This is a genomic window from Sphingomonas flavalba (genome assembly GCF_047553045.1).
GTDB lineage: Bacteria > Pseudomonadota > Alphaproteobacteria > Sphingomonadales > Sphingomonadaceae > Sphingomonas_L > Sphingomonas_L flavalba_A.
Genome location: NZ_CP180208.1, coordinates 852774 through 876900, shown reverse-complemented (window position 1 = coordinate 876900; position 24127 = coordinate 852774). Strand labels below are relative to the sequence as shown.

General features: G+C 63.7%; 20 protein-coding genes. 9 read left to right on the top strand and 11 right to left on the bottom strand.

The window, feature by feature from the left end; genetic code table 11:
• Positions 1 to 13: 13 nt before the first annotated feature.
• Genes ACMT1E_RS04005 through ACMT1E_RS03980 form a run of 6 tightly spaced genes read right to left on the bottom strand, consistent with a single transcriptional unit; the run spans position 14 to position 8315 of the window.
• Positions 14 to 775, bottom strand: a complete 762-nt coding sequence (locus tag ACMT1E_RS04005; protein WP_414902397.1) for a 2,3-dihydro-2,3-dihydroxybenzoate dehydrogenase — start codon at positions 773 to 775, stop codon at positions 14 to 16.
• On the bottom strand, positions 772 to 4662 hold the full coding sequence (locus ACMT1E_RS04000) for an amino acid adenylation domain-containing protein (RefSeq protein ID WP_414902396.1): 3891 nt from the start codon (positions 4660 to 4662) through the stop codon (positions 772 to 774). The genes ACMT1E_RS04005 and ACMT1E_RS04000 overlap by 4 nt, the downstream gene beginning before the upstream one ends.
• Positions 4659 to 4895, bottom strand: a complete 237-nt coding sequence (locus tag ACMT1E_RS03995) for a phosphopantetheine-binding protein (RefSeq protein WP_414902395.1) — start codon at positions 4893 to 4895, stop codon at positions 4659 to 4661. Before ACMT1E_RS03995 ends, ACMT1E_RS04000 begins: the two co-directional genes overlap by 4 nt.
• Positions 4892 to 5539, bottom strand: coding sequence for an isochorismatase family protein (locus ACMT1E_RS03990; protein WP_414902394.1), 648 nt, complete (start codon positions 5537 to 5539; stop codon positions 4892 to 4894). Before ACMT1E_RS03990 ends, ACMT1E_RS03995 begins: the two co-directional genes overlap by 4 nt.
• On the bottom strand, positions 5536 to 7179 hold the full coding sequence (locus tag ACMT1E_RS03985; RefSeq protein ID WP_414902393.1) for a (2,3-dihydroxybenzoyl)adenylate synthase: 1644 nt from the start codon (positions 7177 to 7179) through the stop codon (positions 5536 to 5538). The genes ACMT1E_RS03990 and ACMT1E_RS03985 overlap by 4 nt, the downstream gene beginning before the upstream one ends.
• Positions 7176 to 8315, bottom strand: coding sequence for an isochorismate synthase (locus tag ACMT1E_RS03980; RefSeq protein WP_414902392.1), 1140 nt, complete (start codon positions 8313 to 8315; stop codon positions 7176 to 7178). The genes ACMT1E_RS03985 and ACMT1E_RS03980 overlap by 4 nt, the downstream gene beginning before the upstream one ends.
• 285 nt (positions 8316 to 8600) lie before the next feature.
• On the opposite strand from ACMT1E_RS03980, the gene ACMT1E_RS03975 reads away from it, so the two are divergent.
• From ACMT1E_RS03975 to ACMT1E_RS03960, 4 genes are all read left to right on the top strand, one after another.
• Positions 8601 to 9803: an MFS transporter gene (locus ACMT1E_RS03975; protein ID WP_414902391.1), complete on the top strand. Its 1203-nt coding sequence runs from the start codon at positions 8601 to 8603 to the stop codon at positions 9801 to 9803.
• 306 nt (positions 9804 to 10109) lie between these two features.
• Complete coding sequence (locus tag ACMT1E_RS03970; RefSeq protein WP_414902390.1) at positions 10110 to 11660, top strand: sulfatase-like hydrolase/transferase; 1551 nt, start codon at positions 10110 to 10112, stop codon at positions 11658 to 11660.
• Positions 11661 to 11753: 93 nt separating this feature from the next.
• Positions 11754 to 12224, top strand: coding sequence for a MarR family winged helix-turn-helix transcriptional regulator (locus ACMT1E_RS03965; protein WP_414902389.1), 471 nt, complete (start codon positions 11754 to 11756; stop codon positions 12222 to 12224).
• 41 nt (positions 12225 to 12265) lie between these two features.
• On the top strand, positions 12266 to 13204 hold the full coding sequence (locus ACMT1E_RS03960; RefSeq protein WP_414903269.1) for a formylglycine-generating enzyme family protein: 939 nt from the start codon (positions 12266 to 12268) through the stop codon (positions 13202 to 13204).
• A 70-nt stretch (positions 13205 to 13274) separates the two neighbouring features.
• Here the strand turns inward: ACMT1E_RS03960 and ACMT1E_RS03955 are convergent, their stop codons facing one another.
• From ACMT1E_RS03955 to ACMT1E_RS03945, 3 genes are all read right to left on the bottom strand, one after another.
• A complete protein-coding gene (locus ACMT1E_RS03955; protein WP_414902388.1) occupies positions 13275 to 16055 on the bottom strand; it encodes a TonB-dependent receptor plug domain-containing protein in 2781 nt (926 codons plus the stop codon).
• A gap of 98 nt (positions 16056 to 16153) precedes the next feature.
• The gene (locus ACMT1E_RS03950; RefSeq protein ID WP_414902387.1) at positions 16154 to 17188 is read right to left on the bottom strand and encodes a phenylacetaldoxime dehydratase family protein; all 1035 of its coding nucleotides are present in this window, start codon (positions 17186 to 17188) and stop codon (positions 16154 to 16156) included.
• A 4-nt stretch (positions 17189 to 17192) separates the two neighbouring features.
• The gene (locus tag ACMT1E_RS03945) at positions 17193 to 18233 is read right to left on the bottom strand and encodes a carbon-nitrogen hydrolase family protein (RefSeq protein ID WP_414902386.1); all 1041 of its coding nucleotides are present in this window, start codon (positions 18231 to 18233) and stop codon (positions 17193 to 17195) included.
• 198 nt (positions 18234 to 18431) lie between these two features.
• On the opposite strand from ACMT1E_RS03945, the gene ACMT1E_RS03940 reads away from it, so the two are divergent.
• The 5 genes from ACMT1E_RS03940 (at position 18432) to cas2 (ending at position 21151) form a co-directional block, all read left to right on the top strand.
• The gene (locus tag ACMT1E_RS03940) at positions 18432 to 19490 is read left to right on the top strand and encodes a helix-turn-helix domain-containing protein (RefSeq protein ID WP_414902385.1); all 1059 of its coding nucleotides are present in this window, start codon (positions 18432 to 18434) and stop codon (positions 19488 to 19490) included.
• Between the two features lie 126 nt (positions 19491 to 19616).
• Positions 19617 to 20000: a hypothetical protein gene (locus ACMT1E_RS03935; protein WP_414902384.1), complete on the top strand. Its 384-nt coding sequence runs from the start codon at positions 19617 to 19619 to the stop codon at positions 19998 to 20000.
• 59 nt (positions 20001 to 20059) lie between these two features.
• On the top strand, positions 20060 to 20485 hold the full coding sequence (locus tag ACMT1E_RS03930; RefSeq protein WP_414902383.1) for a transposase: 426 nt from the start codon (positions 20060 to 20062) through the stop codon (positions 20483 to 20485).
• Between the two features lie 103 nt (positions 20486 to 20588).
• Positions 20589 to 20831 carry a transposase gene (locus ACMT1E_RS03925; RefSeq protein ID WP_414903267.1) on the top strand — a complete coding sequence of 81 codons (243 nt, stop codon included), beginning with the start codon at positions 20589 to 20591 and terminating at the stop codon, positions 20829 to 20831.
• A gap of 29 nt (positions 20832 to 20860) precedes the next feature.
• Positions 20861 to 21151, top strand: coding sequence for a CRISPR-associated endonuclease Cas2 (gene cas2 / locus ACMT1E_RS03920; RefSeq protein ID WP_414902382.1), 291 nt, complete (start codon positions 20861 to 20863; stop codon positions 21149 to 21151).
• Between the two features lie 372 nt (positions 21152 to 21523).
• On the opposite strand, the gene ACMT1E_RS03915 is transcribed toward cas2, so the two are convergent.
• Entirely contained in the window at positions 21524 to 22969 is a 1446-nt protein-coding gene (locus ACMT1E_RS03915; RefSeq protein WP_414902381.1) for an alkaline phosphatase, read from the bottom strand.
• Positions 22966 to 24126 carry an alpha-hydroxy acid oxidase gene (locus ACMT1E_RS03910; RefSeq protein ID WP_414902380.1) on the bottom strand — a complete coding sequence of 387 codons (1161 nt, stop codon included), beginning with the start codon at positions 24124 to 24126 and terminating at the stop codon, positions 22966 to 22968. The genes ACMT1E_RS03915 and ACMT1E_RS03910 overlap by 4 nt, the downstream gene beginning before the upstream one ends.
• Position 24127: the final 1 nt, after the last annotated feature.

Genomic DNA, 24127 nt, shown 5'->3' with positions numbered 1-24127 from the left:
CGAAAGCGGCCCGTCATGCCCGCAGCGTCGCGCCGCCGTCGACATAGATGTCGGTCATGGTGATGTGGGCCGCGCGGTCAGACAGCAGGAACAGCACCGCGTCGGCAACATCCTCCGGCGTCGCCAGCTTGCCCAGCGGAATACCGGTTTTGAACATGTCGGGCTGTCCGGCGATGACGCGCGCCGCACCGCTGTCGTCTTCCCACATCCCCGTCTGCATCGGGGTCAGCGTCGATCCCGGCGCAACGATGTTGCAGCGTATGCCAAGCGGCGCGAGCTCCAGTCCCAGACAACGGGTGAACATCGTCGCCGCCGCCTTTGACGCGGCATAGGCCGACATGGCGTGACGCGGCACACCCGCCGCGTTGGACCCGACGGTTACGATGCTGCCCCGACGGCGCGGCGCCATGTAACGGGCCAGCGCGCGGCCGACGTGAAAGACGCCGTGCGCGTTGACATCGAACACGCGCCGCCAGGTACCGTCCGTCATGTCCAGCACGGTGTCGGTCGACAGGATGCCGGCAACATTCACCCCCAGATCGATCGCACCCCACTCGCGCTCCACCCGGTCCACCAGCGCATCGACTGCCCCGCTGTCGGCGACATCCAGCACCTCGCCCCGGACATCGCCGCCGCTCAGCGCCGGTGCCTCAAGGTCGCTGGCAACGACGCGGGCGCCCTCTGCGCGCAGAGCCTGCACGACCGCTGCGCCGATGCCACCAGCCGCCCCGGTTACGAAGGCGATGCGCCCCGCGATGCCGCCGTCCCTCGTCATGCCCACACCAGCCCTTTCGCGTTCATACGCTCCGACAACAGCGGCGCGATCAGGGCGCTCGCCTCCGCGCCCGTCAATTGCGGATGCAGGAACGGCACGCTGACAAGGTCCAGCGTACCCGCATAGGGCGTCCATAAACTCGGCATCAGCTGCGGCCGTTCGCCATGATCCGCTCCCGCCCGGACATGCGTCAGCCGCCCCGGATACCACCGATGATGATGCCCGCGCACCAGGCGGTTGGTGTCAAGAACGACCCGCACCACGCCATCGAGCGCGTCGGGCGGCAAATTACCGAGCGCGCTATCGCCGTCGCGCAGGAACGCCAGTATCTGGTCCCGGCTGGTAAGGTGCGGATAGGATTCCGGATCGTAACCCGCGATGGCAAGCAGGGCACGCAGCGCCTGTATCTGTGTCGGTTCCGGTTCGGCGCGCCAGCATTCCGCCGGATAGGAATCGAGCATGGCGACCAACCCCATCTCGCGCCCCGCATCGGCCATATGGACAGCGACCGCCTGCGCGATGATCCCGCCGACCGACCAGCCCATGACATGCCACGGCCCCTCCGGCTGTACCGCGATCATTCGCCGGGCATAATCGGCGGCCAGCGCATCGATGCTGTCGGGCAAGGGCCTGTCGGGGGCCAGCGCCGGTGACTGCAATCCATGGACCGCGCGCGCCGGGCTCAACGCCCGCGCCAGCGTTCGATAGCCCCAGCAAAGCCCCCCGGCCGGGTGCACGACGAACAGCGGCGGCAGAGCCGCGTCGCCGCCCGCCAGCGTGATCAGTGGACCGAGGCCTCTGTCGCCGACGCCGTCCTCGCCCATACCGCCGTCGCCACCAGCTGCGTCGATCCGCGCGGCAAGGCTCGTCACATCGGGATGTTCGAACAGCGTCGACAGGCCAGGATCGCGGCCCCAGATCTCGCTGACCCGCAACATCAGTTGCACGGCCTTCAGCGAATCGCCCCCCAGCGCGAAGAAATCATCCTTCGCGCCAACATGCGACACGCTCAGCAGTTCGGCGTACAGCGCGGCGAGCCGCCGCTCGCTGTCGGTCGCCGGCATATCGCCGCCTGTGCCGATAAAGGTCGGGGCCGGCAGCGCCCTGCGATCGAGCTTGCCGTTTCCCGTCACCGGCAACGTGTCGAGCGCCACGATGGCGGCGGGCACCATATAGCCAGGAAGGCACGCGGTCAGCGCAGCGCGCAGGCTTTCGGCGGAAAAATCTTCACCCGGCACGACATAGGCAATGATGCGGTCGTCCCGAACGATCGCGACGGCGCCGCGGGTCTGTCCGCTGGCCGCCATCGCCGCCTCTATCTCGCCCAGTTCGATCCGCAGGCCACGGAGCTTCACCTGATGATCGGCGCGGCCCAGAAACACCACCGCCCCGTCCGCGCTCCGACGCGCCAGATCCCCGGTCAGATACAGTCGCTCACCCGCGTGGAAGGGATCGTCGATAAAGCGTTCGGCGGTCAGATCGGGCCGCCCCAGATAACCGCGCGCCAGTTGCACGCCGCCGAGATACAATTGCCCCGCCATGCCCGGCGGAACAGGCCGCCGCCATTCATCGAGGATCAGCAGCCGCGTGTTCCACACCGCATGGCCGATCGGCACGGGACGGCTGGTATCGCCCGGCCCCGCATCCCAATAGCTTACATCAACAGCCGCTTCGGTCGGCCCGTACAGATTGTGCAAACCTCCCTGCATGCGCCTGTGGAAACGGTCGCGCAGGTCGGCGGGCAGTTCCTCGCCGCTGCAAAACACGCGCGCGACCTTCAGCCCCAGCGATTCCGGTGCATCGAGAAACGCCGCCAGCATCGACGGCACGAAATGCAGCGTTGTGATGCCTTCCCTGCCGATAAGCGCGGCGATGGCGCGCGGGTCGCGGTGCGCATCCGGCGGCGCGACCACCAGTGTCGCCCCCGCAATCAGCGGCAGGAAAAATTCCCACACCGATACGTCGAAGGTTGCGGGCGTTTTCTGCAGAATGCGATCGGACGCGTCGGTGCCGTAGTGCTCCCGCATCCACAGCAGGCGGTTGACGATGGCGCGGTGCGTGACGACCACTCCTTTCGGCTCGCCGGTCGACCCCGATGTAAAAATGACATAGGCGGCGTTATCGATCTGCGGCAGCGGCAGGGTGTCCGGCAGGTCGCCCGCCCAGTGTTCGGGCGCCAGTAGCGTATCGCCGTAAAGCGAATGCGGATCGCCGGCCGCCAGCACCACCAGCGGCCGCGCCCGGGTCAGGATCGCCGCAATCCGTGCCGCCGGGTGGTCAAGATCCAGCGGCAAATAGGCACCACCCGCGCGCAGCACCGCGACAAGTGCGACGACCAGTTCGACAGATCGCGGCAGGGCGACGGCGACGATCGAGTCTTCGTTGACGCCCCGCGCGCGCAAAATTCCAGCCAGTTGCTGCGTGCGTCGGTCCAGTTCGGCATAGCTCAGCGTTTCGTCGCCGAACCGCAGCGCGGGCGCATCCGGCGTCGCGACCATCGCCCGTTCGATCAGCTCGGCGAGCGTCGCGGGTGGTAGGGGGTGTGTCTGTCCATGACAGGCGGTCAGTTCGCGCCGTATCTCATCGGGGGTGGCGGTCGGCACCTCACCCAATGTCGCGGCCTCCAGCGCCCCGGCCAGGAACAGCGCCAGCCGCTCGCCGTGCGCGACGACGTCCTGGGCATCATATAATTCGGGGTTTGCGTCCACCTCTATCGACAGGCCGGTCAGCCCGTCGCCGCGAAAGGTAAAGCTGATGTCCTCTACCGGCCCGGTTCCGGTGACGTGCAGCACGGCCTCCAGCCCGTGAAAGCGCGGTGGCCGGTCATAAGGCTGGACATTGATCAGCGGGCCGTAAATCCGCCGATGTCCACCGATCAGGCCTAGGTCACGCCGCATCTGCTCGCTGCGGTAGCGACCATGCCGTCGCGCCTCTGCCGTCGCGGCCGCCACGGCCGCCAGATAATCACCGATCGGCGCGGCATCATCCGGGGTCAGCCGCAACGGCAACACATTCATGACCATCGCCGGCACGCGCGCCGACGCGCTGCCCATGCGCCCCATGTGCGGCACACCGACGACGATCTCTTCGGTTCCGGTGAAACGGCGGCAATATCCCGCCACCAACGCCGTCAACACATCGGGCCAGCCCAGTCCAGCGCCCTTTGCCAGCCTGATCAGGCCGGCACGAACATCGTCGGGCAGCCCCCGTTCGAACCGATGAAAACGGGCGGCGGACACCGCGCGACCGGGGGCCATGCCGACGATATCGGCCATGCCCTGCAACGCGCCGCGCCACCATGCCGCATCGGCCGCGCGCTGATCGCTGCTCCGATAGGCGGCGTCTTCTGCCAGCACGCCGGCCAGCGGTGCCAGCGGACGGCCCCGCCCATCTTTTCTGGTCCGCAGCGCGGCATAGATTTCCGCGACCCGGCTGGTCAGCAGAACCATTGCATAACCATCATTCGCCAGGTGATGTATCCGCAGCGCCCACAGGTGCCGGTCCGCCGACAGGCGATAGAGGCTCGATCCCGCCAGCGGCCCGACCGCCGGGTCGACCGCAACGTCCATATCACGCTGGATGGCCGCCAGCGCCGATCGTTCGGGGGACGCATCGCCAGACAGGTCGTTCCATTGCATCTGCGGGTACAGCGCGGGATCATGATATTGGACCGGCCCGCCGGCGCCTTCAACAATCCGCAGCGACAGAGCTTCCGCCTCGCCGATCGCCTGATCGAACGCGGCGCGGAAATCGTCGACATCCATCGGCCCGCGCAGATCGATATACTGGCCGGTGTTGAAGATCGGATTGTTGGGATCGAGCCGCTGCGCATACCACAGGCCCAATTGCGCTTCCGTCAGCGGAACGGCGCAGTCCGCCTCAATCAAAGCCGTTCGCTCACGATTCCCCACAGCCCCGCCAGCGTCATCGTTTCGGCAAGATCCGGAAATTCGATGGGCAGCCCAGCCTCTTCCCACTGCATCACAAGGTTCATTGTCCGCATGGAATCGAGGCCGATGTCCATCAGATTATCGTCATCGCCTACCTCCGACGGGTCCGTTCCCAGCATCGCGGCAACATCGGCGCGCAGGCGGTCGAGAGTCAGGGTTTGCTCGGTCATGTCAGGGCCTTCACGGTCTGGCGGACGGACAGCACGACACCACAGCAGTCGGCAACGAGCGCCAACGCGGCGTCGTGCCAGTCCCGCGAAAAATCGGCGAGCGCATCACCGACGAAAAAGGGCTGGATATCGCGCTGGAACGCTTCCCCTGCGGTCAGCAGACAACCGATATGGGCATAGACGCCGCAGATAATGATCTGGTCCCGCCCCCGCGCGCGCATCAGCGTTTCAAGATTGCTGCGCTGAAAGGCGCTGTAACGATGCTTGACCAGCACAAAATCCCCGTCGCGGGGCGCCAGCGGCGCGACAACGACCTGATGTTCGGGCACCTGGCGCATTCCCGGCCCCCACAGATCAGCCTGAAGCCCCCGGTCGCGGCGATCCTGATCGCCATTCTGGGCAGTATAGAAGATCGGCACATCGCTGGACCGCGCGGCCGCGATCAACGAAGCGATGGCATCCGTCGCCGGTGCGATCGGCGCGCTGTCGGGCGCGAAGGCATCGACGAAATAGGCCTGCATGTCGTGGACCAGCAGCGCGGCGCGCACCGGGTCCAGTCTCCAGTCTGCCCGCGACGGCGGCAACGCCTCTTCCCGGGGCAGGTCATAAGGGGCGATGGACGGCAGGCGCCGGACCATGGTCATGGCTTTTGCTCCGCGGCAAGCAATTCGCCACGCAGCATCGCCCGCAATTCCTTGCGGCTGACCTTGCCCACTGCCGTCGTCCCGAAACCGTCCACGAAAACGATCTGGTCAGGAATCTTGAAGGCGGCGATATCGCGCCCGCGCATCCACGCCTTGATTTCGGCCGCCTTTGGCCGCTCGCCATCGACGATGACAAATGCGCAGCTTCTCTCGCCCAGAAAAACGTCCGGGACCGACACCACGGCGGCGTCGAAAATCCGGGGATGAGCCTGCAAATGATCCTCGATTTCCTCGGCGGAGATTTTCTCGCCCGCGCGGTTGATATGATCGGTCGCGCGCCCCTGCACCACCAGATAGCCGCCGGGCAACCGCCTCACCATATCGCCGGTGCGATAGAATCCGTCGTCGGTGAACGACCGGGCGTTGGCGCCCGGGTCATTATGATAGGCGCGGATAGTATAGGGCCCGCGCGTCAACAGATACCCCACCTCGCCGTCCGGCACCGGCTCCCCCGCGTCATTCACGACCCGCACCTCATCGTCGGGGGAAATGGCGCGGCCCTGTGTATCGGTGATGATGTCATCCGGATCGTCAAGGCGGGTGTAATTCACCAACCCTTCCGCCATGCCGAAAACCTGCTGCAAGGTGCAGCCCAGTTCGGGACGCACCCGCCGCGCCGCTTCCGGCATGAATTTCGCGCCGCCCACCTGCATCACCTGCAGGCTGGACAAATCATGCGCGCTTTTCGGTGCCGCCTGCAACCACAACAGCGCCAGCGGCGGCACCAGTCCGGTAATCGTCACCCCCTCCCGCTCGATCAGCGGAAAGGCCACGGCTGGCGTCGGTTGCGGGGCCATAACGATCCGCGCCCCGGCATGGATCGCCCCGAACACGCCGGGCGAACTCATCGGAAAATTATGCGCCACGGGCAAGCTGGCCAGATAGACGCTAGCGCGCGTCATGCCGCAAATCGCGTTGCTTGCCCGAATGCTGTACAGATAGTCTGCATGCGTACGCGGGATCAGCTTGGAAAGGCCCGTGCTGCCACCCGAAATCTGGATCAACGCGACGTCGGACGGGTTCACGTCCGTATCCGGCAACAGGCCGGTATTGGCGGTGAAGCTGCCGAACCCCACATGGTGCCCCGCCCCTTCCCCGCTATCGCCAACCACGACGACATGGCGAAGGCCAGTTACTTTTTCCCGAACCGCATCGGCCATGGGGCGATAATCGAACCCTTCGTGGCGATCGACAATCACCAGCGCTGCCGCGTCCGCCCGGTCCGCGAAATGCGCGATCTCGGTCAGCCGATGCGCGGGCAATGCGAATACCGGGATCAACCCGGCACGAAAAAGACCAAACACCACCGCGAAAAACTCGGCGATGTTGGGCAGCTGGACTACAACCCGATCGCCTGGCCGCAATCCCAACGCCAGGAAGCCGGCGGCAGCGGTCTCTGCGCGCGCCGCCAACTCATTATATGTCCAGCGATGCTCTCCGCCCACGATCGCCACAGCGTCGCCACAGGCCTGCGCCCGCGACGACAGCAAGGTGCGGAACGTCTCATCGGTCCAATACCCCTTTTCGCGATATCGCGCGGCAAAGGCTGGCGGCCAGATCTGGGCAATCGCGGCAGTCACGCCGCGTCCTCGAACAGACGCCCGCCATCGTCCAGCCCCAGTGCACCCAGCATAGCCCGAAACTTCGCTGCGGTTTCAGCCAGCTCGGCGGCGGGATCGGACCCGGCCACGATGCCCGCGCCCGCGTGGAGCGTGACCGTCCGTCCGTCGATCTGGGCGCAACGAAGGCTCACATGCCACTCGCCGTCCCCCTTCTCGTCGACCCAGCCGACGGCCCCGGCATAGTATCCCCGGCTATACGTTTCGAGTTCCCGAATGGTGGCCAACGCGTCTTGCCGCGGATAGCCGCCGACCGCAGGGGTCGGATGCAGCAAGGCCGCCAGAACGGCGGCGGAGGGCGCATCCTCGCTCTTCAAGCGCCCTTCGATCCGCGTGCCAAGGTGCCAGACCGTGGCCGTCGAACGCAGCCCCGTACCCTGCCGCGCAGACAGTTCAGCACAATAGGGCGCCAGCGTGTCGAACACGGCCTCCACCACCAGTTCATGTTCGCGACGATCCTTGTCAGAGCGCAGCAGCGCGTCGGCGGCAGCCCGGTCCGCGACCGGGTCAGGCGACCGCGGCATCGACCCAGCCAACGGGTGCGATACGATATCCAGCCCGCGCCGCGACAGCAGCAATTCCGGCGTCGCCCCGACAATCGCCTTGTCGTCCTGTAATGTAGCAAGGAAAACCGTCACGCTAGTATCGTTCAGCAGCCGCTGCGCGATTGCCACCGGATCGGCAGGGCCATCCATTTCGATGCGCAGGGCGCGTGACAGCACCACCTTGCTCAGCCCCGCCGCACCCGCACCGTCGATCCGCGCCAGAGCCGCGTTGACCATGTCGGCATAAACCGGCGCGGGCGGAGTTTCCGTCACGTGAACGGGCTGCGCCGGCGCGCCGGCGCGCCGCATCTGCCCGAGGATAGCAGCGCCTTCGGACCGACCGACCCGGCACACACGCTGCGGCGCGACAAGGACGGTTTCTTCGGACCGATCGAATGGAATCGCTCCCACCAGAATTTGCCCGGCGGGAACATCGGATCCGGAAAAATATGTCGCCAGCCGTTCGCCAAGCCGGTCAATGCCCTGACAGCGCAGGCCGGCGCCGCCGCCCGACGTGACGAACAGCCCCCCGTCAAACCCGATCACGAACACTGAAACACACTCCTGACCGCGCGGCGAACTGCGCGCTGTTGCGAACACTTCTCAATTAGCCCGTTATCCGCAATCCGGCTGCAAGGGGAGAAACGATAACCGTATAAGGGTTATCCTATTACAGGATATTGGGCGCACCGAACCGTCCGCGCTTGACGGCCCCAATCCCACGCAGTGGCAGACCCAAACGCCCTTCCACAATGGCGTTTGAAAAACACAATGGATGTTGGCATCGCTTACCGCGATTCATTTGCACTATCACACTTATCGCGAGTTCCTGCCGACATGACGTCCGCCGCCAGCGATTCTGCCGCGTCGCGCTCGATCAGCCTCCTTCCCTATATGTTGCAGGCTTTTGCGTGTTCGATGGCGATGATGTCCTTCGTCGCACTGGCTGGTCCGATCGCGCGCGTCTTGCGGCTCGAGCCCTGGCATCTTGGCATGACGATGACGGTTTCCGGCATCGCGTGGATGATCATGTCCCGCGTCTGGGGGGCGGCCAGCGATCGCCGTGGGCGCCGGCCAATCCTGTTGACCGGCGTCGGGGCATTCGCGGTTCTCTATCTTTGCCTGTCCATTTTCATCGACGTCGCCCTGCGCATAAGTCTCGCCCCGCTGGCGGCACTGGCGGGCCTGTTGATCGGCAGGACGCTGGTCGGCCTGTTCTACGCCGCGGTTCCTGCCGCCACCATGGCGCTGGTGGCCGATCATGTCCCGGCCCAACGGCGTGCGGCGGCGATGGCGACCGTAGGCGCAGCCAGCGCCGCAGGCATGGTTGTAGGCCCGGGATTTGCAGGCCTCGTCGCCCCTTATGGCATGGCGATCCCGCTCTATGCGACGGCCGCCCTGCCGCTATGCGCCTTTCTGATCCTATGGCGCGTGCTGCCGCATGACGCGCCACGCGGCGCCGCGAACAAGGCGCCCCTCGCCTTTTCCGACCACCGCCTGCGCGGGGCGACAGTCACCGCCTTTGTGGCAATGTTCAGCGTGGCGGTAGCGCAGATCACCGTTGGCTTTTTCGCGCTCGACCGCCTCAACCTGGCAACCGGCGATGCCGCCCGCACCGCCGGCGTCGCGCTGGCACTGGTCGGCCTGGCGCTCGTCTGCGCCCAAACCGTTCTGCGCCGGCTCGATTGGACTCCAGCCCGGATGATCCGCGTGGGCAGCGTTATCGGCGCGGCGGGTTTCGCGAGCGTGGTGATCGCGACCAGTCCACAGGCGCTGTGGATCGGTTTCACCGTGGCCGCATTCGGGATGGGATGGGTCTACCCCTCGGTTTCGGCCCTCGCGGCCAATGCGGTCAAACCGCATGAACAGGGTGCGGCTGCCGGTATCGTCGGCGCGGCGCAGGGGCTGGGCACCATCTGCGGCCCGATTGCCGGCACGGTCATCCACACTGCGGACCCTGGCCTGCCCTATGTGCTGACAGCGGCGATGCTGCTGGCAACCGCGATGTTTCTGACGGAGCGAACGCCTGCCTCCGGCTGATCAACCAGCCCAGCAAACACCCAATGACACAACCCCAGCGAGACATAGGTGCGGCCAGCGTCGCCGCCGCCTGTGGACGCGCTCAAGCTACAACGCTGTCGAGCATCCGATAGTCGCCTACGGCATTTGTCACGTACGCCAGCAATGACGCCTGGCGTCCGCGAAGGCGCCTGCTCCAATTTATCAATTGCACATGCAATTGCGTGTGCATATAATTTGCCTTGTATAGCCCCGAACACCCTGAATCGGACAAAAACGCGGCAATGGGTGGCGGGCGGACGAGCCATGTTCGGGAGGAGAAAATTCATGAGGAAAATGCTGCGCCGGTCCGCGCTTCATCTGACATCGGCTCTGGCCATTTCAGCGATGCTGCCAGCCTTCTCGGCGGCGCAACCCGCAACGGACCGGGCGGCGGCGGCACGGACGCAGGCCAATGCCCGGCCCAATGTCATCGTCATCCTGGCCGACGACATGGGCAATCGTGATCTTTCGGCCAACGGCAACCCGTGGATCGAAACGAAGAATATCGACAGCATCGGCCATGACGGGGTGAAATTCACCAACGGCTATGTCAGCGCGCCGCTGTGCAGCCCGTCACGCGCCGGGCTGGTGACCGGCCGGTATCAGCAACGCTTCGGGTTCGAATATCAGGTCTCGACCGGCGCCTTTCCGGAATTGAGCGAAGCCCGCATGCCGGACGGCAGCCTGGCCAAGTTGCAGGGTGAGGCCGAATTCGTTCGTCGGGGCGTACCGACCAGCGAACGCAACATCGGCGAACTGTTCAAGGCGGCGGGCTATACCACTGGCGTCGTCGGCAAATGGCATCTGGGGCACGGAGCGCAATTCACCCCGCATAACCGCGGCTTCGATTATTCGAACGTGTTCTACGGGAACACCAGCATCCAGTATGCGGACCTGTCCAACCCGGACTACATCAGTCAGAAAATCGACTTCCACGACGAATCCCCGCTGACCGCCTGGACTCGCGGTGGCCTCAATGGCGTGCGTGAGAACGGCCGGCTGATCCATGTCGACGAATATCTGCTGGAGTATTTTCGCGATCGTGCGGTCGATTTCATCGAACGGAACAAGGACCGGCCGTTCATGCTCTATCTGCCGATGAATGCGCCGGTGCCGCCGCTGCAGGTGCCGATCGGCTATTTCGAGGCGTTGCGCAAAACCGTGCCGAACATCAACGCCCGCGCCTATAACGCGCTGCTGCTGGCGCAAGACCAGGCGGTCGGCGCGGTGCTGGACAAGCTGAAGAGCACGGGGCTGGACAAGAATACGATCGTCGTTTTCCTCAGCGACAATGGCGGCGCGATGAGCCGCCCGGCAAGCAACGCGCCGTATTCCGGCGGCAAGAATTCGACATATGAAGGCGGAATCCGCGTTCCGTTCATGATGCGCTGGCCCGGCCGCATCCCGGCCGGCTCGGTCTACGACAACCCGGTCATCAGCCTCGACATCCTGCCGACCGTCGCCGCCGCCGCAGGGGTCGCAACCAGGGCGGCCCAGCCGCTCGATGGCGTCAACCTGCTGCCCTATATAGAAACACAGAATGCGGGCGCGCCGCACGAAGTGCTGTTCTGGAAGCTGGTCGGCGAATCCGCGGTGCGGATGGGCAAATGGAAGCTGTGGCTGAACAACGCCACCGGCGAAAGCGCCCTTTACGACCTTGATGCGGACGTGGCGGAAACGCGCGACCTGAGCGATCAATTCCCGCAGGTGAAATCTGACCTGCAGGCGCGATATGCGACGTGGAACGCCACGCTGCCGCCGCCCGACTGGGCCGATATGAACCAGTATCCGGCGCCCAAGGCAAAGGCGGCGCGGACCACCCGGTCCGGCGAATAGACGGATGCGTTAATGCGCCGCCGTCCCGCCGGACGGCAGCGTACCGTACCAATTTACATGCTTCGCGATGTCGATCGGGGGTAAGCAGGCGCCATGATTCGTGAATCGCCGGACCCGTCACAATTCAATCTCGAGCAATTCCTGCCGCACCGCATCGCGCGCCTGAACGATCTGACCCAGGATGTGCTGGCCGGGGCGCTACACGATCTGGGCCTGACCATCGCGCACTGGCGGGTCCTGCACTGCCTGACCCAATTGGGGCCAAGCGACCTCAGTTCGATCGCTACGTTCACGGTGCTTCAGCCATCGACACTCAGCCGATCGGTTGCGAAGCTGGGCCGGATGGGCCTGGTTTCGATCGAACGTTTCGCCAGCGACCGGCGCCACCTTCACATTTTGATCACGGCGGACGGGCTGGCCAGGCTGACCGAGGCGATCGACATGGTGACAACGCGATTGCGCCAGACCTTTCCGCTGAGCGGCGCGGAACAGGACGCCCTGATCGCTGATATCAACCGCATTATCGACGCGCTTGTCGCGCGTCACCCCGATCGGCCGGCGTGAGCAGCGCTCTCCCCGGTGCCCGCCCTGCCGATCTGACCGGCATGGTGCGGGTCGAAGGCGACGCCTTCCTGATGGGGGCGGACACCTTCTACCCGGAAGAAGCACCGGCGCGCCGGGTCCGGGTCGGCGCGTTCTGGATCGACGCGACACCCGTCACCAACGGCGAATTCGCGCGCTTCGTTGCCGCCACGGGATACCGCACCACCGCCGAGCAGCAGCCGGACGCGCGGGATTATCCGGGCGCCGACGCCGCGCTGCTTCAGCCCGGATCCCTGGTTTTTCGCAAGGCGCGCGGGCCGGTCGATCTCGACAATCCGGCGGAATGGTGGACCTTCTGCCACGGCGCCGACTGGCGGCACCCGTCAGGCCCGGACAGCGACCTGGCGGATCTGGACGAGCACCCCGTCGTCCATGTCAGCCATTTTGATGCGGCCGCCTATGCCAACTGGGCTGGCAAGCGGCTTCCGTCGGAAGCGGAATGGGAATTCGCCGCCCGTGGTGGGCATGACGGCCGCGCCTATGCCTGGGGCGACAGCCTAAACCCAGACGGCGCGATGCTCGCGAATTACTGGCAGGGCATATTTCCATTTTCGAACACCCGCGAGGACGGCTGGGAAGGAACCTCGCCGGTGCGCAGCTATCCGGCCAACGACTATGACCTGTTCGACATGATCGGCAATGTCTGGGAATGGACCGACGACTGGTGGTCTCTTGCCAAGGGCCGGCCGGGGCACAGCCGCAAGAAGAAGCCGGGGGCCTGCTGCGCGTTGCCGGATCCGCGCGGTGGCACCCTGCGTGGCAGCTTCGACCCGCTGATGCCGGACATCCCGATCGGGCGCAAAGTGCTCAAGGGCGGTTCCCACCTGTGCGCGGAAAACTACTGCCAGCGCTATCGCCCCGCTGCCCGGCACCCTCAGACGATAGACACGTCGACATCGCATATCGGGTTTCGTTGCATCGTCCGCGACGCCGACAGGTAACAGCGGCGCGGATATGCCCCGCCCCACCGCCCCGCACGCCAGCCGGGCGCGCGGGGCGGACCGGCGCAGGTCACAGATTGAAACGGAGCCCGACGCGGAACGTGCGGCCGAGGACGTCGTACAGCGACCCGTTTGTCCCGACGTTGATATGCACCGGGCCAAGGATGAGCGGACTGACGCGCGGCGCCTGGTTGAACAGATTGTCGACTGCGAAGAACAGCGACGGCTTGCCCGTGAAATCATGGAAATCCTGGGTCAGCGTCAGGTCGGTATAATAGGCCGCCTTGACGTGATTGTCCTTAACCGTGACTTCCTTGGTATATTTGCCGGCGCTGATGAAGCGTTCGCGCAGGTTCAGCGTCGTACCGCCCTGACGGTAGCTGAGATTGACCACACCGCGCCATTTCGGCACCGCCGTGTTTTCCGACATCGTTCCAGCATATTCGTAGACCCTGAAGCCGGTATCGACCGTGCGGCGGCGGACATGGTTGGCCAGCGCCGAAAGGTCTAGCGTGCCAGCGCCGACACGGGTGCGGTAATTGGCTTCGACATCGATCCCGGTCGCGCGTTCGCGGCTGAAATTGATCCCCGGCGTGAGCACTTCGGTGATCAGGTTCGTGGTCGGCGAGCGGGTGATATACTGGCACAGCCCCGGGCTGGCGCCGTTGCAGCCGTCGATCAGATTCTGCGCCGGCAGGCTGACGATGGCCTGCTTAATCTTGATGTCATAATAGTCCACCGACAGAGCGAGACCGGGCAGCCAGTCCGGGCGGTAGCCGATCCCGACCGACAATGTGTCCGCGCGCTCGGGACGAAGGGCTCTGTTGCCGACCACAGTCACGAAGGTGGTGTACGACGAGTTGGTCACCGGATCCGCCACTGCCAGCGGGAACGCCTGGCCACCCTGGTACAAGTCGTTCAGGTTAGGCGCGCGAATATCGCGCGAACGGACGCCGCGCAGACGCCATTCGTGGCTCGCTTCCCACGTCAGGCCCGCTTTCCAGGTCGTGACGCTGCCGCTCATGCTGTAGTCGGTGTAGCGCAGCGCGCCGTTGAAACTGACGTCTTTGGCAAAAGGTGCGTCGTTCAGCAGCGGCACGACGATTTCGCCGAAGGCTTCCTTGACCGATATGCTTCCCGCCGACGGCTTGAAATTGCCGGTGAAGAAGCCGTTGGTCAGCGACACGGCGTCGGCCACCGCCTTGAAAGTCTCACGCCGGTATTCGGCGCCGGCAACGAACGAAATCGGTCCCGCCCAGGTGGAACCGGGCTCACCCGCGATTGTGGCGGCAACAACATCCTGCTTGATATCGATGACCTGCCGGGCCGTACCGAATACATAGGCGCGGGCCTGGTCGGACGCCGGAACCGCTCCGAACGGATTAAGCGGGGAACAGGCGGCATCGTCGTTCGCCGGGTCCGCATCGGCATTGACCGAGCAGACGATTGTCCCGTCGACGAGCTTGGTGGCGTTGGCCGCCTTTTCGTAACGCGCCGCTACCGGGTTGTTGCCGACTTCCGAAACAATGCGCGACACACCGTGCTGATAATAGGCATTCAGCGTCCACCCGCCAATGTCGCCCTTCAGCCCGGCAAGGTAACGCTGCATTTCTCGGATGTTACGCGCGGCGAGCTGGCCGAATTTGATGTTGCTGGTGCCGTAGCGGAAGCTGGTTTCGCCGGCGGCGTTCAGCGCGCTGCGTACCGACGGGTCCAGATAGGCATTTTCCGCGGACAGCACGAGATTACCGAAGCGGTTATACGAAACCGACAGATAATCGGCTTGCGACCGGCCATAGCCGGCTTCGGCGAAGAGTTGCAGCGCATCGGCCAGGTCGTAGGAGATACGACCGAACAGGCTGTAATTCTTCGTCGGTATCGACACCTCGATGCGGCCGCCCTGATCCTCGGCGGCCCCGCCGAGCGACTGCAGGCCGGCGACATAGCCAAAATTGAACGGCGTCGGCAGGGCAAGGCCGTTAGCACCGAATTGCGTACCCCGCAGCGGCCCGGCGGTGATCAGACCATTATCGGTCGCGCTGGCCAGGCCGACATGCTTCGCCACGATATACTGAGGCGCGCCGTTGGCGGCCGTGTAATCCGGGTTGAGGATCAGTTTCGATCCGTCATACCAGTTGCGCTGTTGCGCGCGGGTGCGCCCGGAATCGCTGTACTGCCCGGACACGACGATGTGCCCGCGCCCACCGGCGAACGCCACACCACCGCTCAGCTCGGCCTGGAATGTGTCGCCATCGCCTTCCTGAGTGGTGCCGCGGACAATCTTGCCCTTCAGGCCCCGGTAGCGGTCGTCGAGGACGAAGTTGACCACGCCCGCAACAGCGTCCGACCCCCATGCGGCGGATGCGCCGCCGGTGACCACGTCGACCCGCTGGACCAACGCGGTCGGCAGCAGGTTGACGTCGACCGCGCCGGTCAGCGTCGATGCGACGACGCGGCGGCCGTCGAGCAGCGCCAGCGTGCGGTTGACGCCAAGATTGCGCAGGTTGAGCAGATTGGCGCCGGCGGTGCCGCCGTTGGTTGTCCCGTTATTGTTGCGCGGATTGACCGAGCCGGACAGGGCGGGAAGCTGGTTGACGAAATCCGCCAGATTGGCCGGTGCGGCAAGGTTCATCTGCTCCAGCGACAGCACCGTCGTCGGCGTCGGCGCGGTATAGCCGGTGCGATTGGTACGGGTCGCCGTGACGACAATGTCACTCCCGTCACCGCTGTCCGGCTGCGCGGCGCCAGGCCCCTCGGCCGGCGCGGCGGAAACCTGCGCCATTGCCGCCGGCGCAGCAAGGATCGCCAAAAGCGCGGTAGACAATTTCAGGATTCCAAGATGCTGTGCCATTTTTTCTCCCTGTGACGCACGCGTTATCGCGCATGCGCTCAATACGAATTGTGCGTTCAATTTTCTTATGAATATTACATCGGATATTATGAGCTATTTCATCGCGGAATAAGCCCGGTATTCTTGTGGCAGTTTATATATTCCAGAAACTGCTGATCCGGCGTCATAACGGATACTTCGTGATACAACCGAAGCGCCAACTGGAAATTCAGCTTCGCGGCCATTTGAAGAAAACCGTCGAAAATCGCGATATGCGTCGAGTGGCTCTCGGCCCACGCCTCCATGTCACCCAGCGACCGCCAGTAGCCGAGGCCGAAGCTCTTCTGCTTGCCCCGGATCCGCATATAGCGGTTTGTCCAGCAGCCGATGCTTTGGCCTTCGGTGGTCAGGAAACGCATGCCGGCATCCAGCACGGGTTCGATATCGTTCAGGTACATGTCGCGTTCCGCGTCTCGGGTGGCACCCCAGTCCTGCCCCGAACGGATTACCGCAAGGTTCGGGACGCCGCCCACGCGAACGCGCCGGCCGAGGGTTTCGGCTGGCGGTGCGGGCCGGGCGTCTGCGCCGGCAAGCGGATCGCCCTGCGCGGCGGCGATCCGGTCGCGCATCGACCCCCAGTAGGAGTGCTCCTGAACATCTTCCGGGTCCAGCCCGCCCATGACGATCGCCACACCTTCCGGCTGATCGAGGCTGGAAAACAGGGTTTCGAACCGATCGTTAGTCGGCAGGAACACTTCACGGAAATACCCCGGCCCGTCGGCAAGGCGCGCGTCGCTTTCCCACCAGCCGGCAACATCGGCGCGCTGGCGCCAACGGTCGAACCCGTTCGGGTCGTCCCAATAGGCGATCGCAACCAGCGTGTCGTAGCCGGCGTCATCGCGGAACCCCGCCTGATCGACATGGCCGGCGGCGTGTTCACCGCCCAGCAGCGCGACGATCTTGTCGAACGCGGCCTCGGCGGGCGCCCGCATCGCCGGACCATCATACTGGACACCGAAATAGGCCATGACGAGTTGCGTCCGCGCGGCATGGTCCCTCGCCACCCAGGCGCCATAAGGCGGCGTAAACCCTTCGGGGCAGCGGCGCGGACAGGACCGCGGCGCCTGCAGTTCGAGAGGGATGGCAGATTTCATCGCGCTATTCGCTCCCTTCCTGCATTTCGGGCGCCGGGGATGCCGACTGTTCGGTGGCGCCGGTATCGGCCGGCCGGTTCGGCATCCGCCCCGCCCTTCCCGCCGTCTCGCCCCATTCCACGCAGACGGTGGGCGCCGGGTTGAACAGCAGCCGCATCACGTCGGGGCGCGAATAATGCCCAACCGGATCGCCGCCGGCCTTAGCGAACGGGATCATGCCCAGGTCGATTTCCGCCAGCACCAGCCCCTCCTCGTCGGGCGCCAGCGGCGTGGCGAGCGGCCGGCCGTCCGGCCCCCAGATCATCGCATGCCCACCACCGGCGTGGAGCAGCTCGGCCTTGACCGGCGTGTCGCAGAGTTGTTCGATCATGGCGGGCGAGATAACGGCGCACGGCGCGATCACGAAGCACTGGCCCTCGACCGCGTAGACCCGACTGAGCGCGCCGTTGACTTCCGGACCGAGGGCATACGCCTTGTCGGGGTAAAGCGAGAAGCTGGGCCATGAGCCGACATGCACCTGTTCGTGCTGCGCGAACATCGCATATTTGGTCAGCGGGTTGACATGTTCCCAGCAACACAACGCGCCGAGCTTGCCGAGCGCGGTGTCATGCACCTTGATGTCGCTGCCGTCGCCTTCGCCGAATATCGTGCGTTCGATCAGCGTCGCCTTCAGCTTGCGGCGCGCGGCGACAACGGTGCCGTCGTCAGCGATGATAAGCTGAGCAATATAGAGCGACCCGCCGCTTCGCTCGCTGAAGCCGAGTACCACCCAGATCCGGTTCGCGCGCGCCGCAGCGGCAATCCGCTGCACTTCCGGCCCGTCGACGGTCATGCAGTTGCTGGCGTGGATGCCGACATAGCGCATCGTAGCGGCCGGGGAATCCAGCCAGGCCCAGAACGGATATCCCGGTATCCAGCATTCGGGGAAGCCGATCAGCTGCGCGCCCTTTCGCGCCGCCTCCTCGATCAGGGCAATCGCCTTGTCGACACCCTTGCCGAGATCGAGATATTCCGGTGCCGCCTGCACAGCCGCGGCGGTAAACACTTGCTTGTTCGTTGAATTCGCCTCGCGCATCGGCTTTTCTACCATCTCCTAAAGGCATTCACCGATCGATGTTGGTCGGCCGGGGAATACGAAAACTCTATTTACGGCCAAATTTCGCTGGAAACGCCTGCGATATTCAGCGCATGATGTTTCACCGATACCGCGGTGTTCCGTGGCACAAGCGTGGGATTTGCCGCAATGATCGTCAGGGATCAGGCATATAGGGAACCGCTGCCGGGGTCCTGGCTGCCCGTGCACAAATCCTCGTCTGACAGCGCACCGGTCGTCGCGCCGCAAACGCCGGGAACGCTTCTCGCCCTGTCGCCGGCAAGGGCGGACCACCGCGTCCATGAATGGAGTCGCGGCATTTCGGAACTGTTCACCGATCTGAAGTTCGAAGCGATGGAGCCCGACACGTTCGGCGGCACGATCGAGACGATCCACCGCGGCGACCTGCTCGTGTCGCACATCTCAGCGGACGCCCAGCGCGTTCGCCATGTCGAAGGCGACACCGAAACGCTGGAACGGTTTTTCCTGAACGTCCAACTGGAAGGCACCGGCGCAGTCCACAGCGACCGGGGCGAGACCCGGATATCGGTGGGCGAATGCGTTCTGGTCGATCCGAACGAATCCTATGTGCTGGAATTCGAATCCCGTTTTCGTCAGCTTTGCATCCAGTTACCCGACTGGTGGTTGCGCGAACGGCTGCGCATGGCGCCAGCGCAGGTCATAGGGATACCGATCAGCATGCAGCGCGAGGGCGGCGCCGTGCTGCGCGCCGCGCTTGAAGCGATCATCGACCTGCCTGGCGACGAAGCCGGCGCCGGCTTCGAACTCGTCGAATTGTTCGGCGACGCGATGGCGCGGATATTGCGCATGACCGCGCAGACCGAGCAGCGCCAGCCCGTAAAACCGACGGAACAGGCTTTTTTCGCCCGACTGCGCCAGTTCGTAGGCGAGAATTTTCGGGACGAAACGGTTACACCCGTAATGGCGGCGCAGGCGCTCGGCTGTTCGGTGCGCTATGTTCATAAAACATGTAACAGCAATGCGACGACCTTTGGTCGCTTGCTGATGGATACGCGCCTGCAGGCCGCAGCGCGTGCATTGACCACCGCCTCGTCGCGCGATCGCATCAGTAACGTGGGTTATAATTCCGGCTTCTCCGACGCGTCCCATTTCTCACGGGCCTTCCGATTGAAGTTTGGCGTATCCCCAAAGCATTATAAGAACGCGAGGAGCACAATCTCAGTGTAACCGTCGGACCGACAGCCCTCACGGCAGCTTGGCTTGGAAAATTGGAAAAGCGGATCCAATCCTAGGCGGCGTGGGCAAATTGGGTTTACGGTTTTCTATCTGGAATCGTCCTGCTAGACTGCGGCTATGAGCTTGGCTCGTATATTTCTGGTGAGCGTTCTGGCGCCGGTTTTGTCCTGTCTTGTCGTTTCTCTGGCGCTGGATGGCACTGTAAGCGGCTTCACATTCATACCGATGATTTTTGCGCTGCCCGGTTCATTGCTGCTGCTTGCGCCGTGTTATGCTGCTTTGCAGGAACGAGGGTTACCGATTGGCTTAAACTATGGGCTGCTGGTTGTGTCCGGCGGCGCCTGTGGCGCTTTGATGCTTGGTTTTCTCCCTCCGGGACAAGCAGATAATTTTGCTTGGGGCGGGCTATACGGGCTATCCACTGCCGTCTTCTGGGTCATTTTACATTTGATTCAAAGGCAACTGCGCGGCCGCTGGCGAAGGGGGCCCGGCAAATCGTGACAAGACGTGATTGACGTTGCGCGAGAGGATTGATTCAAGGCTGCTTTTTGGAGGCAGGCTTGAGCAGGGGCGATCTCACCGAAGCGGAATGGCGTGTGCTGAAGGGCTTACTCCTGATCGATCCTAAAAACCGGGGTCGAGGCAGGCGCCCCGAGCAAAACAGGTCGATCATCAACGGGCGGCTTCGTTGCGGCGCTCCGTGGCGCGACGTGCCGCCCAAATATGGTAGTTGGAACACCATCTATCGACGGTTTCGACGTTGGAGCGAAGCCGGGGTCTGGGAGGCAGTTGCCGTGACGCTGGCCGAGATCATGGCGGACACCGGCCACTACAGTATTGATAGCACCACCGTTCGCGCCCACGTTTCGGCAGCGGGCGGAAAAGGGGGAGTCATCGACGCGCTCTTGGCCGCTCGCGGGGCGGGTTCACCAGTAAGCTTCACTGCCTGGCTGATGTCCTCGGACGACCGCTCGCCTTCCACCTAACATATGGCGAGGCGGCAAACTGCAAAGCCTATGATCTCCTGATCGACCTGCCCGAGCGGGCACCGATCGCGCTGCTTGCCGACAAGGGTTACGTGCAGACGCTATCCGTGCCGACCTTGCTGAACGGAAAATCAAAGCCGTCATCCCCGGACGATCAAACCGCCGTGTGAAGATCGAGCATGACCGGGCACTCTACAAGCAGCGCAATCGCATCGAGCGCATGTTTGGCTACCTCAAGATCAACCGCGCCATCGCCACCCGTTATGACCAACTGGCCAACAGCGTCCTCGGCATGGTCCAAATCGCCACCGCTCGATACTGGATCAAATTTGTCCACGCCGCCTAAGCGGATACCGGCTGATGTGGATATTCGTAATGTTTGACCTGCCGGTAGACACCAAGGAACACGCGCGCGAAGCGACGAATTCCCGGGAATTTCTGCTTGATGAAGGCTTTGAAATGAGCCATTTTTCGATCTATACTCGGTTCTGTAATGGCAAAGAACACTATGAGACTTACCTTCGGAGAATCGAGGCTCATCTGCCCGAACGCGGAGAGATTCATGTGCTCAACTTCACCGACAAACAGTATGAAAACATCATCCGATTTTCGAGCCAGCGCCGTCAGCAGCAGCGAAAAAACCCGGATCAGCTTGCCATGTTTTGATGTTTTGCCGCATTTTCGCCGTGACAGATGGGAGCTTTTCCAGTTTCATTTCAACCAGTTAAGCGCCCATCTGTCATAGCATTTCAGAAATCGCGGTCCATCCGCGCTGTCCCGACACAGGTGGGACTTAGCCGTCGTTCGCTGGTCGTCCGTCGAACGGCAGCGCCTGCCTATAGCGAACGTTATTTGGTGTTGCTCTGAATGGCTACGATTTTCGATACTCTGCAATTGTTTGATCCCATGGTTTGATGGTGCGATCCATTCGTTGGAATGGAAGAAGCCTTATGAGACAGGTACGTCACGTGAGCGCCACGACCATGCACGCCGTCCGAGCAACAATACCGCGATCGCAAGCTTCAATCGCGGCCCGTTTCATCGCCAGCCGAAGGCCTGCTCTATGATATTGAAAATACGGCTTTGCTCTATGACGCCGCGAACCTGCTCGGCGCCCGGGCCGGTGGCGTAGAGCGCCACATCGTCACCCCCGTGACTTTCGGACAACGACGAGCTGGTGCTGAAGAAACTGCCCGTCGGTACCAGTGCTTGCTGTCGCGCATCGGGCCCTAGCTCGGGCGCCGGCCGGGGCGTGGCGGAAACAGCACCGGGCCCGTTATAATAGCCCAATGTGGTGTACGGTTGTCCGTCCGCCGCCAGCGTCGGCGTGTCGAGCGGATCGCCGCGATGGTCGTTACCCTTCACCAACCCCAGAATTGGATTGCCCCGGCTTGGATAGCCGCCGATCGTAAAGACATGGCTGTGATCGGCCGTGACCAGGATCATGGTTTCCGAAAGATCGACTGTATCGATCGCCAGCTGAACCGCCCGGGAAAGCTCCTGGGTTTCGGACAGGGCAATATTCGCGCGCCCCTCGTGATGGCCATGGTCGATATTGCCGCCCTCAATCATCAGGAAATAGCCGTTGGAGTTCTGCGCAGCCTTGGCGATTGCAGCGACCGTCATCTCGCTCAGCGTCGGTTCGGTCGTATCCGGCTTGCGTTCGAGCATATATTGCAGGTGGCTGCCGGCGAAGAGGCCGAGCAATGGCCCTTTCGCGGCTCCTACCCCCGCCAGCTCCGCCCGGGTACGCACCAACGTTCCGCCCGTCCGGCCTTGCCACTGCGCCAGGATATCCGCGTCAGTGGTAAGGCGGCGGCCGCCCTGGCCCTTCACGCGAAACCGCGCTTCGCCACCACCTAGAGCGACGTCGAAAGGAAAGGCCAGCATCTGCGCCGCAATATCTGGGCAGCCCTTAGCCCGCTCAACTACGGGGATGTCCGCATCGCTTTCCCAATTGCGGTCTGCTACGTGGGCATAGACGGCGGCAGGCGTGGCATGGGTCAAGCGCATCGTGGAAACAAAGCCGACACTCTTGCCGCGTGCATGCGCCAGCCCGGCCAGGTTCGGCAGGATTGCACCCCGCGATTCCGTGCAGTCGCCACGGTACGCCGAAGGGCCGATGCCGATCACGCCCGCACGGGTCTTGACGCCGGTGTTCATCGCTGTCGCGGTGCCGGCGCTATCCGGAACCTGCTGATCGCTATTATAGGTTTTGACCAGGGCCGTGCTTGGGAAATGCTCGAACGAGAGCAGATTCTCCTCACCCGTCTCGCCGCGCGACTGACCGTCATAGATCCGTGCCGCCGTTACCGTTGCAATGCTCATCCCGTCGCCGATGAACAGGATCACGTTTTTCGCTGGCGCGCGCGGGGCGGGTGATGCGGTCACGGAAGAAGCCGGCGTCGTCGCCCTCGCGCATCCGCTTGACGCGAGCAGCAGCAACGACATCGCAAGAATGCGGGAAGTTGTAGCAAGGATCATAAACCGCGCCCCAGTCGTGAAATATGATGTTCGCCAACCGCATCAACAGACGCGCAGCCGAGCAGGGTCATCGTGCGCCAGATCTCGGCCCGCAGCAGGCCAAGAACATGCTCGACCCCCGCCTGTCCGCCTGCGGCCAGGCCATAGAGATAGGCCTTCCCAATCGAGCACGCGTCGGCGCCCAGAGCGATCGCCTTGACCACGTCTCGGCCGCGCCTGATCCCGCCATCCATGACGAGCTGCATCGAAGAACCGACCTGATCGCGGATCGGCCGGAGGAGATCCGCCGGCGCCGGCGCCCCATCCAGTTGTCGCCCGCCATGATTGGAAATCATCAGCGCATCGGCGCCTACCGCGTGCGCGCGCCTGGCATCGGCCGGCGACAGTATGCCCTTCAGAACCAGGGGACCGTCCCACTGGGCGCGCAGCCATTCCACATCATCCCAGGTGACGGAGCGATCGAACTGGCTGTTGACATAATCGATCAGGCCCATCGCCCCCGTGCCCAGCGCATCGACCCGATGCGCGACATTGGCCAGTTTGAAACCCGGATGGAGCAGCATGTGGAGGCTCCAATAGGGATGGGTCGCAAAGCTCCACAGGCTGCCTAGCCCGAACCGCGGCGGCATCGTCATGCCGGTGCGAAGATCGCGCTCCCGATTGCCGGCCATCGCCATGTCCACGGTCAAGCAAAGCGCGTCATAGCCGGCCGCCTTGCAGCGCATGACGAATTCGCGAGTGAGTTCCCGATCCTTCAAAATGTAAATCTGGAACATCTTCGGTGTCGCTATGGCCTCTGAGATCACCTCCAGAGACGTGGTACCCAGCGTAGACAGGGAATAGAGGGTTCCGAACGCCTCGGCAGCCCGCGCGACCGCCAGTTCGCGTCCGTGATGAAACAACCGCGACATGCCCGTCGGCGCCAGAAACAGGGGGAGATCGATTTTCACGCCGAAGAGTTCGGTCGTCAGATCGACATTGCTGACGTCCTTCAGGCACTCGGGCAGAAGCTGGTAATCGGCAAAGGCGTTCGTATTCCGGGCGAGCGTCCACTCATCATCCGCTCCGCCGTCGATATAGTGAAACATCGGCGCGGGCAGGCGGCGTTTCGCCTGCAGCCGCACATCGGTGACATTATGGCATCGCTTCAGCGCCATG